This is a genomic window from Acinetobacter sp. FDAARGOS_724 (assembly GCF_013364475.1).
GTDB classification, from domain to species: Bacteria; Pseudomonadota; Gammaproteobacteria; order Pseudomonadales; family Moraxellaceae; genus Acinetobacter; species Acinetobacter variabilis.
Map to the genome: position 1 here is coordinate 2,931,164 of NZ_CP054908.1, position 21,912 is coordinate 2,953,075.

The following is a 21,912-nucleotide window of genomic DNA, read 5'->3' on the forward strand; positions in this document are numbered from 1 at the left end:
TGAGGGTAATCTATAAAATATAAGTATTTATAAAAAGGATTTGAACATGTTTAAACAGATTCCAATTTCTTTTGAGTTTTTCCCGACCAAAACCGATGCGGGTGCAGAAAAACTTAAAACCGTACATCAAGAACTACAACTGCTGAATCCAGAATTCTTTTCTGTGACGTATGGCGCGGGTGGTTCAACACGCGAACGCACTTTATCTACGATCAATGATTTTAACGGTAAAGGCACACCTGTTGCTCCTCACCTGTCTTGTATCGGCGATGATAAAGCGCGTATTGCTGAATTGCTTGATTTGTATAAATCTCAAGGGATTGATCGTATTGTCGCGCTGCGTGGTGACTTGCCATCTGGTCAGGTGGGCCTAGGTGAATTGCCTTATGCACAGGATCTGGTTCGCTTTATCCGTGAACATTCAGGTGACCATTTCCATATTGAAGTTGCCGCTTATCCTGAAATGCATCCACAAGCAGACAGCTTTGATAAAGACATTCAGCACTTTGCGGATAAAGTAAATGCTGGCGCTAATGCTGCATTGACCCAGTTCTTCTTTAATCCAGATGCATACTTCTACTTTGTAGACCGTATCCAAAAAGCTGGAATCGATATTCCGGTTGCGCCGGGTATTATGCCGATTACCAATGCCAGCAACCTGATTCGCTTCGCAGATGGTACAGGCGCAGAAATTCCACGCTGGATTCGCAAGCAACTGGCAACTTATGGGGATGACACTGCAAGCATTAAAGCCTTTGGTCATGAAGTCGTGGTGAAATTCTGCGAACGCCTGATTGCTGGCGGTGCACCAAGCTTGCACTTCTATACCATGAATACCACTGATCCAACCCGTCAACTTGTTAAAGACCTCGGTCTTGCATAAGTAAAATACCTGATTTGAGAGTAAAACTTTAATGCCGCGTTTTTTTATTGAAGCTGATTTAGCAGTAGATACCACTGTAGAACTGACTGAAACAGTGTTTCATCATTGGGTTAAAGTTTTACGTGCTCAAGTCAGCGAAAAAGCCACCCTGTTTAATGGACAAGGTGGTGAATATGAAGTTGAACTGGTCGAAGTTTCCAAAAAATCGGCTGCTGTACAGGTCAATAGCTATAACCCTACTGATCGCACACCAAAATTTAAAGCCTTGCTTGGCCAAGTCATGAGTAAAGGTGACCGCATGGATTATGCGATTCAAAAAGCGGTCGAACTGGGTGTATCTGAAATTCAGCTTTTAACCTCTGAACGCTGTGAGATGCGACTGAAATACGATCGTGATCAAAAGAAACTGGATCACTGGCAAGGTGTAGCCATTGCCGCCTGTGAACAGTGTGGAATGAATATTGTTCCTAAAATTTTAGCGCCAATGTCACTTGAAAAATGGCTGGAAACCGATCTTCCTACTACCAAACTAGTGCTAGCGCCAAATAAAGAAGAAATTGATGTACTGGCGAATGCCACGCCGGATATTACTTTGCTGATTGGCCCTGAAGGCGGCTTGAGTGAAGCAGAAATCCTAGCGGCGAATGCTCAAGGCTTTGTCAATTGGTGTATTGGTGAACGTGTCCTGCGTACCGAAACTGCTCCTGTCGTTGCTCTCGCAATTTTGAATTACACTATTTAAGCGATCAAAATTGTAAAATTTGGTTATTAATTTTATTGATTTTTATTTATAAGCACTCTACTCTTGAGTCAATAATAATGAAACATATATTGATGGATTTAAGAATCATTCAGGCTTGAATAAAAATTAAAATCTAGGATAAAAACCGTTCAGGACGAATACAAGGCACTTAATTATATGATTGATAATCAAGAGGCTTATATCAAAGAGCACTTGCATCGTGCTCAGATTGCGAACACGCTTCGACATAGCCGATATTTTCTGTTAAGTATCATGATTATTTGCCTCTATATTTTCTGTGTTTATCACATTCAATATAGCTCATCGAATAGTTACTTTAATCTCTGGTTTATCCTGACTGAAATTACCGTTAGTATGTGCTGGCTCATCAATACCTTGTATTTTAAGCCTGAACAATATCAACTGAAAAATGCACATTACTGGTTACAGATTCAGAGCCTTGCGGTAGGTTGCTGTATCGCTTCCGGTATTTCTCTGACTTATTATTACCTACCACAGGCCAATATCAATTTTGATGAAATAGAAGCACTCACCCTTTCGGCTTTGCTATTAATCGTGACTCAAGCTTTTGGTCTGACTTATTTAACCCAGAAGCTCAGTTACTTTTCACTGGTATTTTTACCTTCATTGGTACCCTTTTTACTCTTTCAGTTTTTTCATATCTCGGGTGCCAATCCGGTCTTTGGTCTGGCACTAAATTTTGCAGTCATTGTGATCCTGCTCTGTGCCAATAGTACCTATCGTATTCATACCCGTACTTCCCGCCTTTATGCAGAAAATGAATTGCTGGTGAGTAATGCCGAACAGCAGGTCGCCTGGACTGATGAGCTATGCAAACAGCTACAAACTGAAGTCAATAAATCCAAAGATATTAAACTGGAGCTACAACTCAGCAACCAGCTACTGGAACAGAAAGTTCGTGAACGTACCTATGATATTGAACAGATTAATATTGATCTGAAAAACCAGCAACAAAACCTTGAGCTGACTCATGAAATTGCCGGCATTCGTCCATGGGACTGGAATATCAAAGACCGCAGTATTTTGCTGACCAATCATAAAGATGAGAAAGTACAACGGAAATCCAGCGAACATCATTTACAGTTACAGCATATGATTCATCCTGATGATCTGGCTGCGTTCAAAAGCAATATGAAACAGCATTTGCGTGGGAAAACTGAGCGCTATGAAGTAACTTACCGGATTCAGCAAGCACCGGGAGTCTGGAGCTGGGTACATGATGTAGGCCGGGTGATCAGTCGCGATCCTGAAACTCACCGCCCTTTACGCATGGTCGGAATTTTGCGTGATATTCAGCAGGAACGTAGTTCTCAAGAACGCCTGAAACTGGCAGCCAGTGTGATCGAGCAGGCGGCTGAAGGAATCTTCATCCTAAATGATGAATTACGTTATATCGAAGTAAATCCTTATTTCGAAAATTTGTCCGGTTTTGAACGTAATGACATCTTGGGTAAATATCTATTTGATATCACCGCGAGTCATAAATCACAGCAGCGCAGCATTCATTCCAACATCATCAAGCAAGTCGTGAAAATCGGTTCCTTTGATGGCGAACTGAGTGAAAAATTCCTGTCTGGCAAAGAGATGCCACTCTGGTTACATATCAATGCGATTACTGATGATGAAGGTCGTATCACCCACTATATCGGCATTGTTTCTGATCTGACTGAGCGTAAATTACAGGAACAGCGCCTGTCTTATCTGGAAAATTATGACACGCTAACTGATTTGCCAAACCGTTTTTACTATAACTACCAGTTGCATCAGTATCTGATGACACAAAAAGATTCCATCAAGAAAATGGCGGTGATCCGACTCAATATCGACCGTTTCCGTCCATTGAATGAATACCTGTCTAATAATGGTGGTGATGAGCTGTTGCGTCAGGTGGCACAACGCTTACGTCTGACCAATGCTGAAGCCCTGTTTGTGGCCCATCTAAATGGTGACGATTTTGCGATTCTGTATGAAATCTCGCATATTCGCACGTCTGTACAGGAACACTGTCAACGAATTGCTGAAGCCTTCCAAGCTCCTTTCCATATTTTTGGACAAGATTATGTGATTACCCTATCGATGGGCGTGGCTTTCTATCCGGATCATGGCCGTCAGCTAGATTATTTGAATAACTGTGCTGAACAGGCGCTGAGTGAAGCCAAAAATCTCGGCGGGAATACTATCCATTTCTACTCCAATGAAAATACAGCTTTGCTAGAGCAAGGAATTTTCATTGAACGCGATCTGCGTAAAGCCATCCAGAATGGTGAACTGGTAGTCTACTATCAACCAAAAATTAATTTCAATGACCAGCACATTTATGGCTTTGAAGCTTTAGTGCGCTGGAAACATCCAGAGAAAGGTATTATCCCACCTGACCTGTTTATTCCTTTAGCGGAACAGACCAGCCTGATTTCCGAGATCGGTCGTTTGGTGATTCAGCAAACTGCTAAACAGATTCGTGAATGGAATGATCTTGGCTTTCATAATATCTGTGTCTCTGTGAATATCGTGGCGCAGCAACTGCGTCGTGGTCAGTTACTTGATGATCTGGATCAGGCCATTACCGAAAACCAGATTTCTGGCACCAGTCTGGAACTGGAAATTACTGAATCTTCACTGATTGAAAACTCTGAATCTGTCAAAAATCTGCTGAACCAGATCAAGCAGCGCCAGATTAATATCTCGCTAGATGACTTCGGAACTGGTTATTCTTCTTTATCCTATCTTGCCGATTTTCCTATTGACATTCTCAAAATTGACCGCAGTTTTGTCTCTAAAATTGGCGAACATAAACAGGAAGCGATTGTCAGTGCCATGGTCGCGATGGGTAAAGCTATGGGCATGACTGTCGTCGCTGAAGGTATTGAAACTGAAGAACAGCTGCAATATCTACGTGATTTAGATTGTGATATTGCCCAAGGTTACTTCTTCTCCAAACCATTGCCTGAACTGGAAGCAACTGCATATTTAGAACAGAATCGCGTCGCTGAAACTTATATATATCAAGTCTAAGTCTATATCTACCTCGAATAAGATTGTCGCAAAAATGGTCGACTTTGACTGGGCTAAGTGCTTAACAAATGTTATATTCAGAGGTATAAATGCAATTTTTTACCCGCTTTCTGGGTAATCTTTACAACGATAGAGATACAGATGGACGAACAATCTTTAAAGCAGCAGGCTCTTTACTATCACGAATTCCCTACTCCAGGAAAAATCAGCGTTACACCAAGCAAACAATTGGTCAACCAACGTGACTTAGCCCTTGCTTACTCGCCTGGCGTTGCCGCACCATGTCTTGAGATTGAACGCGATCCTTCAACAGCTGCACTGTATACCGCACGCGGTAATCTGGTTGCAGTGGTCAGTAACGGTACAGCAGTTCTTGGTTTGGGTAATATTGGCCCACTGGCGTCTAAACCGGTCATGGAAGGTAAAGGCGTACTGTTCAAAAAATTTGCGGGTGTTGATGTATTCGATATCGAAATTGCTGAAAATGATCCAGACAAGATTGTTGATATTGTCGCTTCTCTAGAACCCACTTTTGGCGGGATCAACCTGGAAGATATCAAGGCTCCAGAATGTTTCTACATTGAACAGAAACTTCGTGAACGCATGAAAATTCCTGTGTTCCACGATGACCAACATGGTACTTCAATCATTGTAGGTTCTGCTCTTCTTAATGCTTTGCAATTAAACGGCAAAAAAATTAATGAAATCAAGATCATTGCTTCAGGTGCCGGTGCTGCTGCCCTGTCTTGCTTGAACTTGCTTTGTGCCCTTGGCGTGAAAAAAGAAAATATCATCGTTGCTGACTCACGTGGTTTATTGACAACTAAACGTGAAGGTCTGGACGAATCTAAAAAAGCATATGTACAAGACATTGATGCCTCTCAGATCGGTGACGTGATTGCAGGTGCAGATATGTTCCTGGGTCTTTCTGCAGCCGGTATTCTCACCAAAGAAATGGTGAAACTGATGGCCAAAGATCCAATTATCTTTGCCTTGGCGAACCCAGATCCAGAAATTCTGCCTGAACATGCACACGAAGTTCGTGATGACGTGATCATGGCAACTGGCCGTTCTGACTATCCAAACCAGGTAAACAATGCACTGTGCTTCCCTTATATCTTCCGTGGTGCATTAGACGTTGGTGCAACCACCATTAATGAAGAGATGAAAATTGCCTGCGTACACGCGATTGCACGTATGGCACACGTAGAAGCAGATGCTGCATCTTATGGTGAAAAATCAGCTTCTTTCGGCCGTGATTACCTGATTCCTGGTCCACTGGATCAACGCCTGATTCTGGAAATTGCGCCTGCAGTTGCACAAGCTGCAATGGATTCTGGCGTGGCGACTCGTCCGATTCAGGATTTCTCGGCATATCGTCAACGTTTGTCTGAGTTTGTGTATAACTCAGCCTTCATGATGAAACCAATCTTTGCACAAGCTAAAACAGATCCTAAACGTATCGCTTATGCAGAAGGTGAAGACCTGCGCGTACTTCGTGCTGCACAAATTGCAGTGGATGAAGGCTTGGCAAAACCGATTCTGGTGGGTCGTCCAGCAGTCATCGAAGCCAATATCAAGAAATTGGGCTTACGTCTTGAAGATGGTGTCAACATCACCATCGTGGATCAGGAAAAGAACCCGGATTACGAAAAATTTGCAGACGACTATTATAACCTGATGCAACGTAAAGGTGTAACGCCTGAATATGCACACCGTGAAGCGCGTCGCCGTTCTACCCTGATCGCTGCGATGCTGGTACGTCATGGCATGGCGGACGGTATGTTATGTGGTACGTACTCAAGCTACGACATCCATCTGGACTTTGTCAGCAATGTCATCGGCAAACAGGATGGCCATAATACCTTCTTCACCTTAAACGCATTAATGCTGGAAGAGCGTAACCTGTTCATCGCGGATACCTACATCAACCGTAATCCAACGGCTGAACAGCTTGCTGAGATGACGATTCTGGCTGCTGAAGAAGTACGTCGTTTCGGTATTACACCGCGTGTTGCCCTACTTTCTCACTCTAGCTTCGGTTCAGACCAGCACGATGCCAGCGCACAAAAAATGCGCCGTGTATATGAAATCCTTTCTGAAACTGCACCTGAGCTTGAAGTTGAAGGTGAAATGCATGGTGATGCAGCACTGGACGAAAATATCCGTCAGTTTGCATTCCCGAACTCTCGTTTCAAAGGTTCTGCAAACTTGCTGATCATGCCAAATCTGGATGCAGCCAATATTTCGTTTAACCTGTTAAAAGCAACTTCAGGTAACAACGTGACCATTGGTCCTATCCTGCTTGGTGCTGCGAAACCTGTTCATATCTTGACACCAACTGCAACGACTCGTCGCGTAGTGAATATGACTGCGTTAACTGTCGCTGAAATTCAGGAAGCAGAAAAAAACGCGCTCTAAGGAATGTACGCATTAGCGTAACTTCTTGACTTGAGAAAACCTCTATTCTGTAGCATGATGCTTGTAAGAATAGAGGTTTTTTCATGCAAGTTTATTTAGTAGGCGGTGCAGTTCGGGATCATTTACTTGGACACCCCTATCACGAAAAAGATTATGTGGTTGTCGGCGCGACGCCGGAACAATTGCTTGCTGAAGGTTTTCAACCTGTTGGCAAGGACTTCCCTGTTTTTCTTCACCCTGAAACCAAAGACGAATATGCTCTGGCACGTACCGAACGCAAGTCTGGCTATGGTTATCATGGTTTCGAATTTTATACCGATATTAATGTTACCTTGGAAGAGGATCTGATCCGCCGTGACCTGACCATCAACGCCATGGCCATGGATGATTCAGGCAAGATTTATGATCCTTATGGCGGTCAAAAAGATCTGGCTGATCGTGTACTGCGTCATGTATCAGAAGCTTTTGTCGAAGATCCTTTACGTGTTTTAAGGATTGCCCGCTTTGCTGCGCGTTATCAACATCAGGGTTTTAGCATTGCAGAAGAAACGTTGGTGCTGATGAAGCAGCTGGCGGAATCGGGCGAGCTTAATGCATTGACACCTGAGCGGGTCTGGAAAGAAACCACACGCGCACTGATGGAACAAGATGCAGATGTGTATTTTGAAGTATTACGTAGTTGTGGTGCTTTAAAAGTACTGTTCCCGGAACTGGATGCCTTATACGGCATTCCGCAACGTCCTGAATATCATCCGGAAATTGACTGTGGTATTCATACCATGATGTCTTTACAGCAAGCCTGTCGTCAAAATTATAGCTTAGAGGTGCGTTTTGCGGTTCTGGTTCATGACCTGGGTAAGGCATTAACCCCTGTGGAAGAATTGCCACGCCATATCATGCATGAAGAACGTGGGATTAAACCGGTAAATGAGCTGTGTGAACGTTTAAGAGTTCCGACTCATACCAAACAACTGGCATTGGCAGTTTGTAAAGAACACTTAAAATGCCATCAGGCTTTTAACTTAAAACCTGGCACTTTATGGCGTTTATTACAGCGTCTAGATGTATTGCGTCGTCCTGAACGTGTTGAAGATTTTGTACAGGCCTGTGAATGTGACTCTCGCGGCCGCTTGGGGTTGGAAAATCGTGCTTATCCTCAGGCTCAATACGTGCTGGATGCCATGCAGGTGGTTCGCAGTATTAAAGCTCAAGATTTGCCACCAGAAATTCAAGGTCCGGATATTGGTGAGATGCTAATTGAACGACGGATTGCCGCTCTGGCAGAACTGAAAGAACAGCATAGTGCCATACTTTAAACATCAGGCTCCTTCGGGAGCCTTTTAATATCTCGAATCGCACTCATCTCGATTTTCTATATAGATAGCAATAATTCTTTGAAGTTACCCTGTATTTTCAACATTTAAGCAAAGTAAATATTGATTATGATTGATATTATTCTTAGCTAAGAACATCTCTAATGACTTATCACATTGGTCAACTGGATCTTGAAAAAGACCTGCATGACGTTCATCAACTCACGATTCAGCTTGGCTATCCCTCTACGCTGGAAAAAATCAAACAGCGTTGGGAGTATCTCCATCAAGACAGCCATTATCAGACACTGGTTGTAGAACAGAATTCACATGTGATCGGCTATGCCGATTTTATTCAGGAATACACTTGGGAATTTGACGGTGGATATTTAAGGATTCAGGCTTTTGTAATTGATCAGGCCCATCGTGGAAAAGGTATTGGCAAGCAACTGATGGCTGCTATTGAACAGATTGCAAAAGAGCAAGGCTTCAAGATGATTCAGCTCAACAGCGGAAAACGCGAAGAACGCCATCCTGCGCATGCCTTTTATCAAGGACTGGGATTTGACAGTTATAGTATTGGATTTCGTAAGCATCTGGATCAGCCAGTCATGTGACCAGCTGATCAATCGTGGATTTAATTTATGAAATTTCAGCAGGGAAAGTAATCACTTTTTCCAATTTCATCTGATTGGTTGCAATCATCAGCAAGCGATCAAGACCTAGGGCAATACCTGAACATTCCGGCATTTGTGGCAATGCCGCCAGCAAATACTCATCAATCGGCATGACATGCAAGCCAAGCGCTGCCCGTTCTGCATTATCTGCTTCAAAGCGGGAACGTAAAACTTCTGCATCAATCAGCTCATCATAAGCATTGGCCAGTTCCAGCCCTTCGATATACAGCTCAAAACGGGCTGCAACCAGCTCCCCATCTTCATCGATTCTGGTTTTAGCCAATGATGCCAGTTCCGGTGGAAAATCTGTCAGAAATACAGCCGTATCGAACCCCAGGCTTGGCTCGACCATATGCGAAAATAACAGGTCGATATACCCTAAACGGTCATCACCCAAGTCCAGATTGAGACCTACCCGGCGACAGCAATCTTTGAGTTGCTGCAAAGTGGCCTGTAAAGGATTGAGATCCAGGCGATCCATAAAGGCATGTTTATAGCTGAGCACAGTGGGACGGATTTCCCCAAAACGGGCCTTAAGTGTCACATTTAACAGATCCGTCACTTCAAACATCAGATCTTTCAGACTAAAGCCTGGTCGATACCATTCCAGCATGCTGAATTCACTATTGTGCTTGCGGCCGTGTTCATCATCCCGAAATACTTTACATATCTGGTAAATCGGCCCACTGCCACTGGCCAATAAACGTTTCATGGCAAATTCAGGTGAGGTCTGTAGATAATGTGTGCTGAGCTTACCCATGACATGACGCTGGGCCTGAATCGAAGCCAGATGCACATCGGTCACACCAGCCTGAGATAAAATCGGGGTTTCCACTTCCAGCACGTCACGTTCAGCAAAAAATTGACGGAGCTGGGCATACATGTGGGCACGTGCTTTAATGGCTTTTAAGTCGCAGGTCGGTTGATAAGATACTGTTTGACTCATGCCTTTGGCCCTCCATGAGCGGCCCATTCACGGCGTAAAGGATAAGTCTTGCGTAAATGATCAAATGCTTTCTGATCGACTTTGCCATCTTTTAAACAAGCACGCAGATTGGCATCATCACGGGCGATATCATAGATCTGGTTTAAATGCTGTTGTAGCGCCAGTTTTAAATCCTGATTCTGGAAAAGCTGCTCACAGACAGGCAATTGGCTTTCAAACAGCTTATTAATCTCAAAGCCAAAAGTCTGGCAAAATGCCTCGTAAATCATTTGAGTACCGCGTGCCTTACCTTCCAGACTATAACCTGCAATATGCGGCGTCACCAAAGTAATCAGATTCAGCAGCTGTTCAGAAATTTCCGGTTCATGCTCAAAGACATCCAGTACAACCTGACGTTGAGTTACCTGAATATCGGCAATTAGTGCCGCTTCTTCAATAACTGGCCCACGCGCTGAATTAATTAAAATGGCTTCTGGTTTCATTTGTCCAAGAGCATTAGCATTAATTAAATGATAAGTCGGATGCTGACCTGTTTTGGTTAAAGGCACATGAATGGAAATGGCATCTGCTGCTTTTAGCAGTTCTTCAAATTCAACCTGATGAACTTGATCACGCTGCACAAAGGGATCGTAGACAATCACATTCCAACCCAGCAATTTGGCCATTGTTGCCAAACGTGAACCGACATTTCCTAAACCCACAATACCCAAGGTGAATTCTTTATTTGCATTGATCAATTGGGGTTGTAAATATAATAAAGCTGTAATCACATATTCAGCCACCGCCTGTGCATTACAGCCAGGTGCATTGCTCCAGCGGATGTTCTGTTGTTCTAGTGCAGCAATGTCCAAATGATCTGTACCAATGGTAGCACTGCCGACAAATTTAATCTGACTGCCCTGTACAAGTGCTGCATTGACTTTGGTCACGGAACGGACCAATAAAGCCTCTGCATCTTTTACATCTTCCGCAGTGAGAGTTCTTCCTGCACGATGCTGAATATCGCCAAATTCTGCAAAGAAATAATCGGTAAATGCCAGATTTTCATCTGCGACAATTTTCATAATCTGTTCCAATGACTGAATCTGTCTATCATACCGCGTCAACCGGGATGTGACTATTTTCACTCAAGCTTTAGATGAATTCTTGCAAACATAGAGATATAAAAAATGCCGAAGTCAAACATCACTTCGGCAAAGGAGTGTAATTGGAGTAAGAAAATGACGCAGGGTTAGGCTATTGAAAGCCATACCCTGCACTAAAAAGTTTCCTCTTTTAATTAGAGAATGCAGCAATACCCGTTTGAGCACGACCTAGAATCAAGGCATGTACATCGTGCGTACCTTCATAAGTGTTCACCACTTCTAGGTTCACCAGATGACGTGCTACACCGAATTCATCAGAGATCCCGTTTCCGCCCATCATGTCACGCGCTAAGCGGGCAATGTCTAGAGCTTTACCACAGTTATTACGTTTGATCAGTGAAGTACCTTCTACTGAAGCAATGCCTTCATCTTTCATACGGCCAAAACGTAATGCCACTTGCAGACCCAGCGCAATTTCAGTTTGCATGTCTGCCAGTTTTTTCTGAATTAACTGATTGGCAGCCAATGGACGACCGAACTGTTTACGGTCCATGGTGTACTGATGAGCCGTGTGCCAGCAGAATTCAGCTGCACCCATTGCACCCCAGGCAATGCCATAGCGGGCACTGTTCAGACACGTAAACGGACCTTTTAGACCACGAATTTCCGGGAATGCGTTTTCTTCTGGAACAAAAACATTGTCCATCACGATTTCACCAGTGATCGAAGCACGCAGGCCAACTTTACCGTGAATCGCTGGTGCAGAAAGCCCTTCCCAGCCTTTTTCTAAGATAAAGCCGCGAATGTCACCCACATTGCCTTCAGGAGACACTTCTTTTGCCCAAACCACAAAGACATCAGCAATCGGACTGTTGGTAATCCACATTTTGGCGCCAGTCAAACGGTAACCACCATCGACTTTTTTGGCACGGGTAATCATGCTGCCTGGATCTGAACCATGATCTGGTTCAGTCAGACCGAAACAACCGATGTATTCACCGGTCGCCAGTTTTGGCAAATATTTCTGTTTCTGTTCTTCAGAACCAAATTCATTGATTGGCACCATCACCAGCGAGCTTTGCACACTGGCCATAGAACGATAACCTGAATCCACACGTTCTACTTCACGGGCAATCAGACCATAGCTGACATAATTTAAGCCGGCACCGCCGTATTGCTCAGGAATGGTTGGACCCAGCAGACCGAGTTCACCCATTTCACGGAAAATGGTTGGATCTGTTTTCTCATGACGGAACTGCTCTAATACACGCGGCTGTAATTGCCCCTGACAATATACACGCGCAGATTCCATGATCATGCGTTCTTCTTCAGTCAGCTGTTGCTCCAGTAAGAACGGATCCTGCCAGTTAAAATAGACTTTGCTGGTTTTTTTCGTATCGACCATTTGATTCATAGTATTCCCTGCCAATCCTTTTTCTATTAGATGTTGTTTTATCCTTCAGATTGACTCTAGGCATGAATCATGACTTGTTCAAACAATAAATTTGCATGCAGCTATGCAATTTACGCATACCTTATATAAGTTGGTATTTTTAGAAATTATCTTCTTAGCTAATTTGCCTGTTTTTTATACCAAAGTTGTATAGTAGTATAAGAGTGATATACCATTTATTGATATCTGACCATTTTAAGTTCAAGGATGAACAGGTGCGTAGAAAAATACCCTCCCTGCAAGCGCTGATCTGTTTCGAATCTGCTGCACGTCATGCCAGTTACACCTATGCTGCGCAGGAACTGTTTTTAACCCAAAGTGCAGTTTCACGTCAGATCCAGCAACTGGAAGAGTATTTAGGTACAGCTTTATTTACTCGTACGCGGTATGGTGTAGAACTCAATCATGCTGGACAACAATATTTAAAGAGTATCACTCCGCATCTCAAAGGACTGGAACAGTCAACCCTAGACGTCATTACGCATCAAGGGCGCGGCGGTACTTTAAAACTGGGCGTAGTGCCTACGTTTGCGACTCGCTGGCTATTACCTAAACTCCAGAGCTTTAATCGACTCTATCCTGAAATTACGGTACATCTGGAAACCAGCACCCGCCCTTTTCTGTTTCAGGAACAGATTTTCGATGCTGCTATTTATGCAGGAACACCTCAACAGGTCGAACAATGGCCTGGTACGCATAGCCATTTTCTAATGCATGAAGATGTAGTTGCTGTCTGTGCGCCTAACCTGATTCAACAGTATTTTCCCGATGCACAGAAGATTAATGACTACAGCTATGACTTAAGTGCTGAACAACTGGTTCAACTCCCTTTATTACAGCAAACTACCCGGCCGCACATCTGGGAAGACTGGTTCAAGCTGCATCAGATCCAGCATCCGAATCCTTTTCAGGGGCAACGACATGAACTTTTTTTCATGCTCGCTGTAGTGGCTAGTCATGGCATGGGAATGGCCTTGATCCCACAAATGCTGATTGAAAAAGAATTAAAGCGACAGGAATTGGTACTGGTGTCCAGCAAGACCTTAGAAAGGAAACGAGGCTATTATCTGGTTCATTCCAGTCAGGAAAGCTCACCGCTGATTGAAAAATTTGTTGCCTGGATACAACAGGAAATTCAAGGTAGCCTTCCATCTGAGTCTGCGCTATAAACCTCAATGAATAGACAATAAAAAACCCCGATCAATGATCGGGGTTTTTCGTATCTGGCGGAAGCGGTGAGATTCGAACTCACGGAGGGGTATAAGCCCTCGTCGGTTTTCAAGACCGGTGCATTAAACCGCTCTGCCACGCTTCCATGGCCGCCATCATATAAATATTTCTGTTTCTTGGCAATAAATTTTCGCAAAACTTCTGTAAAAATCAGTCCATTCAGTCAAAAATCAGACGAAAATTTTAGAGTAGATAAAATTTTATACACAGGCTTTCGATACTGATATTTTTATTTTCAGAATGAAGTTTAGCCTTAATATTCACACCATTTTGAACAATGAAAATTTAAAATCATTTTAATAATTTAAAAATAAAAACCCCGATCAATAGATCTCTTGCGAAAGTTAATTTATGAGCATCCAATTCACCATTCCCGCTATTAAATTCATTCTTAAACCAAATCGTTTACGCCTATTTCTATAACGCTCCCCTAGAATACGAAATGCTTTGAGTTTTGAATTAATATGCTCAATTGGAATCCTACGACGACTTATCTCCTTATTGATCCGCTTGGCTTCTTTGGATAATTTCATATTTTTAGGTTTCTTTATTGGTATGAGTAGCTTACTCTTAATTTCTTTAAAGCCTTTATATGCTAAATCTGCCATGACACATGTAAAATTAGCAAATTCTTTAGCATATTTACGGGCAATGCTTAGATCATGAACCCTTCCACTTCTTACCTGGATACTCACGATCTGATTTAACTTTGGATTAAAAATCACCTGTGTTTTAAAGGTATGTTTCTTCTTTTTACCGCTATAGAATTTTCTTTGTTTTTTTGGGACGCTCAATCTGTGACTCAGTAACATCAACGATTACATCATCCTTCTCATTAAACTTTTGATTCCTTTTCGGCAATGCGAAAATCCGTGATTGAATCAGAGCATTTTCAACTTTCTGAATCGTACGATTCACATTACTTTCAGCTAGGTTATAGTCGGCGGATAACTCAATTTGGGTTCTATAACAGCGTAAGTAATTTAAAGTTAACAACAATTGATCCTCTAAACACAACGAATGAGGTCTTCCAGATTTTTTCTTGGCAAGCTCAGCGTGTTGTAACACTGATACCATTTTTAAGAATAATGGGCGAGGGACTCCAACAAGCCGTTTAAATTCCCCATCATTAAATTTAGTCAAATTTTCATATTTCATGGGACGAGTATAAACGTTTTTTTACTTTCGCAAGAGGTCTAATGATCAGGGTTTTCGTATCTGGCGGAAGCGGTGAGATTCGAACTCACGGAGGGGTATAAGCCCTCGTCGGTTTTCAAGACCGGTGCATTAAACCGCTCTGCCACGCTTCCATGGCCGCCATCATATAAATAAAAATTGCGCTTGGCAAATATTTTTCCAATTTCTCTACATCAACTGCACAAAATAAAATCAATTTCATTAATCTTCTGAATTTTCTGGCTTTTCATAGCGAATTGAATTGATAAACCAGAGTTTCTTGCCGGATGGTGTTATCACCTCAGCTTCATCATCCACTGACTTGCCTAACAGGGCACGCGCCATTGGGGAATCAATCGAAATATGCTGCAGATAATGATCATAAATTTCATCGACGCCTACGATCCGAAGGCTCTTCTGCTCACCCTGTTCATTTTCAATTTCAACCCAGGCACCAAAATAAACTTTACCTTCCTGTTCAGGAGAAAAATCAACAATTCTCAGCTCTTCCAGCCGCTTGCCCAGATAACGAACCCGACGATCAATTTTACGTAAAAGCTGTTTGTTATACTGGTAATCTGCGTTTTCCGAACGGTCGCCTAGACTGGCTGCCCAGTTCACTTTTTTGGTAATTTCAGGACGTTCTTCATGCCAGAGATTTTTAAGTTCTGCCACCAATTTGTCGTGTCCACCACGGGTAATCAGGTTAGATTTCATGTGTTTTAATTGCCAATTTTGAACCAGTTTTTAGACATTAAGAGCTTATTTTATTCGGAGTTTTACGACAAGCCAGAATATGCAATTTTTTCTTCAATAAATTTAACAACTTAAATTACATTTAAAAAATAAATTATATACAAAATTTGACAATTAATTTTTTGATCTTTAATATGCACCCTACTTTTGAAATCGCTTATTTTTTAATCTATGTAGTTTTTCTACATATTTCCCGATCAATTTAGTCATTTTTGAATGACGTCATGACTGCCCAACACTTATTGAATTTATCAAACTTTTAAAAGTTTCTGGCTAGTATTGGCTGTGATTTTTAGGGCATAAATTACTTGTAGCGGAGACAACATGCACAGTAGTTCAACCACTGGGTCGAGGCTTTGCCTTAGCTCTTTTATCTCTTCTCTCCCTGTAAAAGCACTGGTACTGAGTACGGCACTTATCCCCTTTCATAGTATCAATGCCACTAAAACCACACTTCAATATGATCATGTGGTCAATAGCAACAAACTCACCGTCGTCGCAGTTCAAAGTCCAACGACTGTGTTTCAGGATGGACAACATCAGCATGGTTTTGGTTACGACCTGGTTCGCAACTATGCCAACAGCCTGAATGTTAAGCTGGATTTTAAAACTGTTCCGGATAATGCCACGGCCCTGAAATGGGTAGCGCAGGGCAAAGCCAATCTGGCCATGACCACCACTGATCTGGGTACGATTGAACAACAGCGTTTAACGGCTTTTTCTGCCACTTGTGGTGATGAGTCTTCACTGGCCAGTAATGGACTGAATGTCAATCTGAATCTGGTATTTAAATCAGCTAGTGATCCCTTGAGTCAAACCGCCAGTGCTTTTGTTTGTCAAGGCAAACAAAGCGGTGCGATCAAGCAACTTGCTTCCTTCTACAATCAGAATGTAGTAGAAGAGCATTCTTGGGATGAAATTCAACAGGACCTTAACCAGCGCCTCCCCACATACAAGGCGAGCTTTCAGAAATCTGCTCAGCAGTACGATCTGGACTGGCACCTGCTCGCCGCGATCGGTTACCAGGAATCCTATCTAAAGCCAAACTCCGTATCTCCCACCGGTGTCCGCGGTCTGATGATGCTCACAAGCTCTACCGCAAAAGCGATGGGGGTTAGTAACCGGACAGATCCAGGCGAAAGTATTGATGGGGGTGCCAAATACTATGACCAGATGCTGAGCCGTTATGAACATATCCCTTATCCGGATCGTAACTGGTTTGCTCTGGTTGCTTATAACATGGGTCCAGGTGCTGTGAATCAGCTGCAAAAACGTATTCAGGCCCAAGGCAAGAATCCGAACAACTGGGTAAACCTGTATGCTTATCTAGAACAGAATAAAGCTAACAATGGTCGTTATCGTCAGGCACTTCAATACGTGACCCGTATCCGTGCCTATCTGGAACACATCAAGACTACTCCACAGCTGGTGAATATTTAAGCCTGATCAATTTAAATCTAGTTATTCAGCCATAAAAAAAGCTTACCTCAGGGTAAGCTTTTTTGTTACTACAGCTTTTTAGATTAAAACTATTAAGCTGTGGTATTTTCAAGAACTTTCTTGAATAGGTCTTTTTGAGCTTGGCTTGGCTTCGCTGTTTGCAATGCCATCAATTGAGACATATCACCTTGCACCTTGATCTTACCTGTCATGAAAGCTTGCATTGCAGCCGCCATATCAAACTCAAGGAAAACTTTACGTAAGGTTTCGCCATCCATGTTCAATGTTGTTTTTGCATTTGGAGACAAACCTTTTTTAATCGCGCCACCTTCCAAAGATAATTCTGTATTACCTGTAGTGTCTGCAACGACCAAATTAATTGCTAGATTTGCCAAAGCAGGTGGCAAATCCAAATCACCAGCTTGTGCAGTGAGCGTGTCTACAGTCGAAAACCAATCATCAGTTAAAAAAGCAGGCATGATCTTTCCTCAATTTATTTATTCATTTGTGTCGACTATCCAGACGACATCAGGTTGAAGCTATTATGCTTGTGACTTGTTATAACATGATCATTATGGCAAAGGCTAACGAATTTTGTACGCACCGTTCAATTTTTGTAGTTCTTATCATGCGTTATTTTTGATTCAGGCATCGGCCGTAGCCCATGCCTGTATCGGCTTAACTTTATATAGGTCAATTAGTCTGCTGCAAAGCCCAGATTGACCATATTGATACGGCGGTTCTCGCCTTCTACCGCCTCTTCAGTTGAACAGCTGCCTTTGAAATCGAATTCGCGCTGGCTATCCAGAATTTCAAAGTCAAATAATTCGCGGTCAACTAACTGAGATGGTGAAACATTTTGCAAGGCACCAAAGATGCTGTGCAGACGTTTTGGATGCGCATTGTCCCATTCACGTAACATGTCATTGATAATAGCACGTTGAAGATTTTCCTGAGAGCCACATAGATTACATGGAATAATTGGAAATTGACGCATCTGTGCATATTTGATGATGTCTTTTTCTTCCACATAGGCCAATGGACGAATCAGAATGTTCTTTTTGTCAGAAGACAGCAGTTTTGGCGGCATGGCTTTCAGGCTGCCCCCATGGAATAGGTTCAGAAAGAATGTTGCCAGAATATCATCACGGTGATGACCCAGTGCCACTTTAGTCGCCCCAATTTCCTGAGCAAAACCGTACAAAGAACCACGGCGCAGACGTGAACATACTGCACAGTAAGTCTTACCTTCTGGTGTCAGTTTTTTAGTAATGCTGTAGGTATCTTTTTCCAAGATGTAATACGGAATGTTATTTTCTTCTAAATAACGCGGTAATACATCTTCCGGGAAACCGGGCTGTTTCTGGTCCAGGTTAACTGCCACTACATCAAAATTGATCGGTGCAATGCGTTTAAACTGAAGCAGGATATCAAGCAAGGTATAACTGTCTTTACCACCAGAAATACACACCATGACCTTGTCGCCATCTTCAATCATCTTGAAGTCGCGAATGGCATGTCCGACCTGGCGGCGAAGCTTCTTCAACAAACGGTAGTAGGCAGAGCTTGTTGGCAGTTCAGGTTTGAAATTAAATCCTTGCTCGGATTCAACTGGCGAGTACATAGACGAGAATAACCCATAAATAAAAATACCGCGCAATTTTAGCTGATTCGGTTCCGTATCGCATCAAAAGAATTTATTTTCATACAAATGCCATATTAGTTTCATTTTCATGTTTTATTTTGATTGATATATTGAACGATTTAGTTCAATTTTTAGGCGAGATGCTTATCTTTTGGACTTTTCCACAGTTGTCCACAAAAGCTGTGGATAACTTTGTGGATTGAAATGGACTTGACAACTTGTTCACCTCAAAATTTAAGGCTTTTCTTTAAATTGATCATTTTTTGATCAATTTATTTTATTATTAAAATCAATGGCTTAAACCTGTCAACCCTAAGGTTTTAAATTAAATAAAAAAAATATTTTAGTGTTCAAAATATTGACAGCCGTTCCCGTTTACATACTCGTTTATAAATGCAGCGTATAAGGCTGTGCATTACGTAATTTTTTGTTAAACTCATCCATGAATTTTTCTAGCTTATTATTTATCAAATATAAACAATGAAAATAAAGACGTATTTCTTGGGGTGTCAACTGATGGGTAGCTTGGTTATGCTGAGCTGTAGTCATTTGGTGTATGCCGGTGAAACCATCTATCAGTTGCGTGATAAAAACGGCAGTACCTTATTGACCAATAAGAAGAGCCGTTATAATCATCTTCAGGTCGAAAAGAAGACTTATTATCCGGATAGCAACATTCATAGCTATAGTAACTGGGGCAGCAGCGAGTCGTCGGTTTTGCCTAGCTATAGCAAGAATAAGAATGCTTTTGATTCGATCATTCGTCAGGCCGCCCAGACTTATGGTGTGTCTGAAGGTTTAATTAAAGCAGTCATGCATACTGAATCCGGTTTTAATACCCATGCCCGCTCCCCTGTGGGTGCACAAGGTTTGATGCAGCTGATGCCAGCCACAGCACGTCGCTTTAATGTCAGTAATGCTTATGATCCGCATCAGAATATTATGGCGGGTGCTAAATATCTGGCCTGGTTATTAAAGCGTTTTAATGGCAATACCAGCCTGGCACTGGCGGGCTACAATGCCGGTGAAGGTAATGTCAGCAAATACGGTGGAATCCCGCCTTTCCGGGAAACCCAAGATTATGTGCGCCGTGTGACCAGCCGTTTTCAAAACCTGTATACTCATGGCCTGAGTGCAAGTACAACCACGTCTAACACACCATCCAGTGAAGGCCGCATCATTGCCAGTTCAGCAAATTACTCCAATGATAGCAGCAGCACTTCGCACATCCAGGCAGCCAAGTATCAGCGTCAGATTATTATGAATGCTGATGGCAGTTATACCGATGCACCGATGGGTTCTTATGCAACGGCGAATGCAACAGCAGCAGCTAAAATTTATTTAAGTGAATAAAAAAATCAAAATCATTTGATTCTGAATGGCCTTAGCGAAAATGTAGCAAAAAATAAAGCTGTGTTTTGTGATCTAGGGCCATTTTTTTCTTGAATTTTTAGTCATTTCACCCCATATTGATTTCAATGATTTTCATTTGCTAATCAGATTATTTTTTATAATAAGAGGATTTCTCAATGATGCGGATTGGTTTGTTCTTGCTAACCAACCTCGCGGTACTGGTTGTAGCTGGCATTATCCTGTCACTCTTCGGTGTCGGTAGTTACCATGGCGCGGGTGGCTTGAATCTAGGCAACCTGTTGGTGATCTGTTTTGTGTTCGGTATGGTGGGATCACTGATTTCCCTGTTCATGTCTAAATGGATGGCGAAAAAAACAACCGGTACTGAACTGATTGACCCAAATGCCCCTCGTAACCAGGCAGAAGCATGGTTATTACAAGAAGTTGCGCAACTTTCTCAGCGCGCTGGCATTAAAATGCCGGAAGTGGGTATTTTCCCATCTTATCAGTCAAATGCCTTTGCAACAGGCTGGAACAAGAACGATGCGCTCGTGTCTGTGTCCACGGGTCTGCTTGAACGCATGAACAAAGACGAACTTCGCGCGGTACTGGCACACGAGATCGGTCACGTTGCCAATGGCGATATGGTGACACTGGCCTTGATTCAAGGTGTAGTCAACGCATTTGTCATGTTCTTTGCCCGTGTAGTTGGTGACTTCGTAGACCGTACGATCTTCGGCCGTGAAGAAGGTGAAGCACCGGGTATTGGCTATTTTGTGATTACCATTGTGCTGGATATCGTATTTGGTATTATGGCTTCAGCGATCGTGATGTGGTTCTCACGCTACCGTGAATACCGTGCTGATGAGGCAGGTGCACGTTTGGCAGGCAAACAGGCCATGATTTCAGCGTTATTACGTTTACAGGCTGAATCAGAAATGCCGGATGCTATGCCGAAAGAAATGAAAGCCTTTGCGATTTCGGCTGGTCAGGAACAAGGTTTTAGTCTGGCGGCTCTGTTCCAGACTCACCCAACGATTGAACAACGTGTTGCTGCTTTGCAACAACTCGATTGCCCTTAAACAATATATTAATTGCTTGATAGAAAAAAGCCTGCGAATGCAGGCTTTTTTATTAAGTTTATATTGATAAACCTTCAGGCTTTAAACCATTGAAAGAGCTGCATTGTGCCCCAGCCAATAGCCATAATTAACAGAATCAAAAAGAAAGTTCCTAAAAGATCTGGCAGATGAATCCAGATCCAGGCCACCACAGGATTACGCCAGAAAGCGGATTGCTGTTGTCTGCGTTCCAGACTTTCATGCAGAAATGGATGCACCACATGATGATCGGTACGAATCTGGTATTCGTCCTGGATATGCTGATGCACAATATCCAGTGCCTTACGGCTAGGACGAATAAAAATATCAAATATTGTTCCCGCTACAGGAATAAAGCCGACCACAGCATCCATGAGGGCCATTTTCAGCACTGGCTTTAATTTTTCATTCGATACCCCGATCTGACGGGCTTTATAAATTGCATAACTGGTCAATACAAAACCTGCGATATCTCCTGCTACCGGAATGGTACTTAAGGCGGCATCTGCCCCAACGCCCTGCTTGGTAAATGGAATACGTACCACCGAATCCATCATATTGGCGAACTTGGCCAGATCCCGCTCCAGCCGGATGACATCCTGTTGGCTCAGTTTATTTTTTTGTCCGGGATCAGGCAT

18 protein-coding genes and 2 tRNA genes are annotated in these 21,912 nt (G+C 42.7%); 10 read left to right on the forward strand and 10 right to left on the reverse strand.

From position 1 onward, the window contains the following. The first annotated feature begins 46 nt into the window (after positions 1-46). From metF to FOC32_RS15400, 6 genes are all read left to right on the forward strand, one after another. Entirely contained in the window at positions 47-883 is an 837-nt protein-coding gene (gene metF, locus FOC32_RS15375; RefSeq protein WP_175967974.1) for a methylenetetrahydrofolate reductase [NAD(P)H], read from the forward strand. Positions 884-914: 31 nt separating this feature from the next. Continuing rightward, complete coding sequence (locus FOC32_RS15380; protein WP_175967975.1) at positions 915-1,625, forward strand: 16S rRNA (uracil(1498)-N(3))-methyltransferase; 711 nt, start codon at positions 915-917, stop codon at positions 1,623-1,625. Positions 1,626-1,802: 177 nt separating this feature from the next. Next, positions 1,803-4,679: a putative bifunctional diguanylate cyclase/phosphodiesterase gene (locus tag FOC32_RS15385; RefSeq protein ID WP_175967976.1), complete on the forward strand. Its 2,877-nt coding sequence runs from the start codon at positions 1,803-1,805 to the stop codon at positions 4,677-4,679. A gap of 141 nt (positions 4,680-4,820) precedes the next feature. Further along, positions 4,821-7,100, forward strand: a complete 2,280-nt coding sequence (locus tag FOC32_RS15390; protein ID WP_175967977.1) for an NADP-dependent malic enzyme — start codon at positions 4,821-4,823, stop codon at positions 7,098-7,100. Positions 7,101-7,183: 83 nt separating this feature from the next. Continuing rightward, positions 7,184-8,416 (forward strand): multifunctional CCA addition/repair protein, encoded by a 1,233-nt coding sequence (locus FOC32_RS15395; protein WP_175967979.1) that lies wholly within the window; start codon positions 7,184-7,186, stop codon positions 8,414-8,416. A 161-nt stretch (positions 8,417-8,577) separates the two neighbouring features. Next, a complete protein-coding gene (locus FOC32_RS15400) occupies positions 8,578-9,030 on the forward strand; it encodes a GNAT family N-acetyltransferase (protein ID WP_175967980.1) in 453 nt (150 codons plus the stop codon). A 25-nt stretch (positions 9,031-9,055) separates the two neighbouring features. Here the strand turns inward: FOC32_RS15400 and epmA are convergent, their stop codons facing one another. The 3 genes from epmA to FOC32_RS15415 form a co-directional block, all read right to left on the reverse strand. After that, a complete protein-coding gene (gene epmA / locus FOC32_RS15405) occupies positions 9,056-10,036 on the reverse strand; it encodes an EF-P lysine aminoacylase EpmA (protein ID WP_175967982.1) in 981 nt (326 codons plus the stop codon). Then, positions 10,033-11,100 (reverse strand): 4-phosphoerythronate dehydrogenase, encoded by a 1,068-nt coding sequence (locus FOC32_RS15410; protein ID WP_175967983.1) that lies wholly within the window; start codon positions 11,098-11,100, stop codon positions 10,033-10,035. Before FOC32_RS15410 ends, epmA begins: the two co-directional genes overlap by 4 nt. A 211-nt stretch (positions 11,101-11,311) precedes the next feature. Then, positions 11,312-12,535, reverse strand: a complete 1,224-nt coding sequence (locus FOC32_RS15415) for an acyl-CoA dehydrogenase (RefSeq protein WP_175967984.1) — start codon at positions 12,533-12,535, stop codon at positions 11,312-11,314. Positions 12,536-12,789: 254 nt separating this feature from the next. Between FOC32_RS15415 and FOC32_RS15420 the strand changes: the two genes are divergently transcribed. Then, the gene (locus FOC32_RS15420; protein ID WP_175967985.1) at positions 12,790-13,743 is read left to right on the forward strand and encodes a LysR substrate-binding domain-containing protein; all 954 of its coding nucleotides are present in this window, start codon (positions 12,790-12,792) and stop codon (positions 13,741-13,743) included. A gap of 55 nt (positions 13,744-13,798) precedes the next feature. On the opposite strand, the gene FOC32_RS15425 is transcribed toward FOC32_RS15420, so the two are convergent. The 4 genes from FOC32_RS15425 to greB form a co-directional block, all read right to left on the reverse strand. Continuing rightward, positions 13,799-13,889: transfer RNA gene (locus tag FOC32_RS15425), tRNA-Ser, on the reverse strand. 259 nt (positions 13,890-14,148) lie between these two features. Beyond that, positions 14,149-14,962, reverse strand: a protein-coding gene (locus FOC32_RS15430) for an IS5 family transposase (RefSeq protein ID WP_104426291.1) whose coding sequence is annotated in 2 segments (ribosomal slippage) — positions 14,149-14,574 and positions 14,576-14,962 — 813 coding nt in all. Because the reading frame shifts where the segments join, the coding sequence is not laid out codon by codon here. A gap of 61 nt (positions 14,963-15,023) precedes the next feature. Beyond that, positions 15,024-15,114 (reverse strand) — tRNA-Ser (locus FOC32_RS15435). Between the two features lie 88 nt (positions 15,115-15,202). Next, positions 15,203-15,697 carry a transcription elongation factor GreB gene (gene greB / locus FOC32_RS15440; protein ID WP_175967986.1) on the reverse strand — a complete coding sequence of 165 codons (495 nt, stop codon included), beginning with the start codon at positions 15,695-15,697 and terminating at the stop codon, positions 15,203-15,205. 363 nt (positions 15,698-16,060) lie between these two features. On the opposite strand from greB, the gene FOC32_RS15445 reads away from it, so the two are divergent. Further along, positions 16,061-17,176, forward strand: coding sequence for a transglycosylase SLT domain-containing protein (locus FOC32_RS15445; RefSeq protein ID WP_175967987.1), 1,116 nt, complete (start codon positions 16,061-16,063; stop codon positions 17,174-17,176). A 92-nt stretch (positions 17,177-17,268) separates the two neighbouring features. Here FOC32_RS15445 and FOC32_RS15450 read toward each other — a convergent pair whose 3' ends face one another. Together FOC32_RS15450 and ttcA are read right to left on the reverse strand one after the other, a co-directional pair. Beyond that, a complete protein-coding gene (locus FOC32_RS15450; RefSeq protein ID WP_004784757.1) occupies positions 17,269-17,655 on the reverse strand; it encodes an SCP2 sterol-binding domain-containing protein in 387 nt (128 codons plus the stop codon). Between the two features lie 218 nt (positions 17,656-17,873). Next, positions 17,874-18,800, reverse strand: a complete 927-nt coding sequence (gene ttcA, locus FOC32_RS15455) for a tRNA 2-thiocytidine(32) synthetase TtcA (protein ID WP_005236792.1) — start codon at positions 18,798-18,800, stop codon at positions 17,874-17,876. Positions 18,801-19,301: 501 nt separating this feature from the next. Between ttcA and FOC32_RS15460 the strand changes: the two genes are divergently transcribed. Continuing rightward, positions 19,302-20,174 carry a lytic transglycosylase domain-containing protein gene (locus FOC32_RS15460; protein WP_034170191.1) on the forward strand — a complete coding sequence of 291 codons (873 nt, stop codon included), beginning with the start codon at positions 19,302-19,304 and terminating at the stop codon, positions 20,172-20,174. A 176-nt stretch (positions 20,175-20,350) separates the two neighbouring features. Next, on the forward strand, positions 20,351-21,256 hold the full coding sequence (gene htpX / locus FOC32_RS15465; protein ID WP_034170190.1) for a protease HtpX: 906 nt from the start codon (positions 20,351-20,353) through the stop codon (positions 21,254-21,256). Positions 21,257-21,330: 74 nt separating this feature from the next. Here htpX and FOC32_RS15470 read toward each other — a convergent pair whose 3' ends face one another. After that, positions 21,331-21,912, reverse strand: coding sequence for a DUF4112 domain-containing protein (locus FOC32_RS15470; protein WP_175967988.1), 582 nt, complete (start codon positions 21,910-21,912; stop codon positions 21,331-21,333).

Coding starts and splice junctions, on each gene's coding strand:
- FOC32_RS15410 (WP_175967983.1), bottom strand. CDS start 11,100: ATGAAAATTGTCGCAGATGAAAATCTGGCATTTACCGATTATTTCTTT.
- FOC32_RS15450 (WP_004784757.1), bottom strand. CDS start 17,655: ATGCCTGCTTTTTTAACTGATGATTGGTTTTCGACTGTAGACACGCTC.
- FOC32_RS15460 (WP_034170191.1), top strand. CDS start 19,302: ATGAAAATAAAGACGTATTTCTTGGGGTGTCAACTGATGGGTAGCTTG.
- FOC32_RS15415 (WP_175967984.1), bottom strand. CDS start 12,535: ATGAATCAAATGGTCGATACGAAAAAAACCAGCAAAGTCTATTTTAAC.
- FOC32_RS15385 (WP_175967976.1), top strand. CDS start 1,803: ATGATTGATAATCAAGAGGCTTATATCAAAGAGCACTTGCATCGTGCT.
- FOC32_RS15470 (WP_175967988.1), bottom strand. CDS start 21,912: ATGCCTGATCCCGGACAAAAAAATAAACTGAGCCAACAGGATGTCATC.
- metF (WP_175967974.1), top strand. CDS start 47: ATGTTTAAACAGATTCCAATTTCTTTTGAGTTTTTCCCGACCAAAACC.
- FOC32_RS15400 (WP_175967980.1), top strand. CDS start 8,578: ATGACTTATCACATTGGTCAACTGGATCTTGAAAAAGACCTGCATGAC.
- FOC32_RS15380 (WP_175967975.1), top strand. CDS start 915: ATGCCGCGTTTTTTTATTGAAGCTGATTTAGCAGTAGATACCACTGTA.
- epmA (WP_175967982.1), bottom strand. CDS start 10,036: ATGAGTCAAACAGTATCTTATCAACCGACCTGCGACTTAAAAGCCATT.
- FOC32_RS15395 (WP_175967979.1), top strand. CDS start 7,184: ATGCAAGTTTATTTAGTAGGCGGTGCAGTTCGGGATCATTTACTTGGA.
- greB (WP_175967986.1), bottom strand. CDS start 15,697: ATGAAATCTAACCTGATTACCCGTGGTGGACACGACAAATTGGTGGCA.
- FOC32_RS15390 (WP_175967977.1), top strand. CDS start 4,821: ATGGACGAACAATCTTTAAAGCAGCAGGCTCTTTACTATCACGAATTC.
- htpX (WP_034170190.1), top strand. CDS start 20,351: ATGATGCGGATTGGTTTGTTCTTGCTAACCAACCTCGCGGTACTGGTT.
- ttcA (WP_005236792.1), bottom strand. CDS start 18,800: ATGTACTCGCCAGTTGAATCCGAGCAAGGATTTAATTTCAAACCTGAA.
- FOC32_RS15445 (WP_175967987.1), top strand. CDS start 16,061: ATGCACAGTAGTTCAACCACTGGGTCGAGGCTTTGCCTTAGCTCTTTT.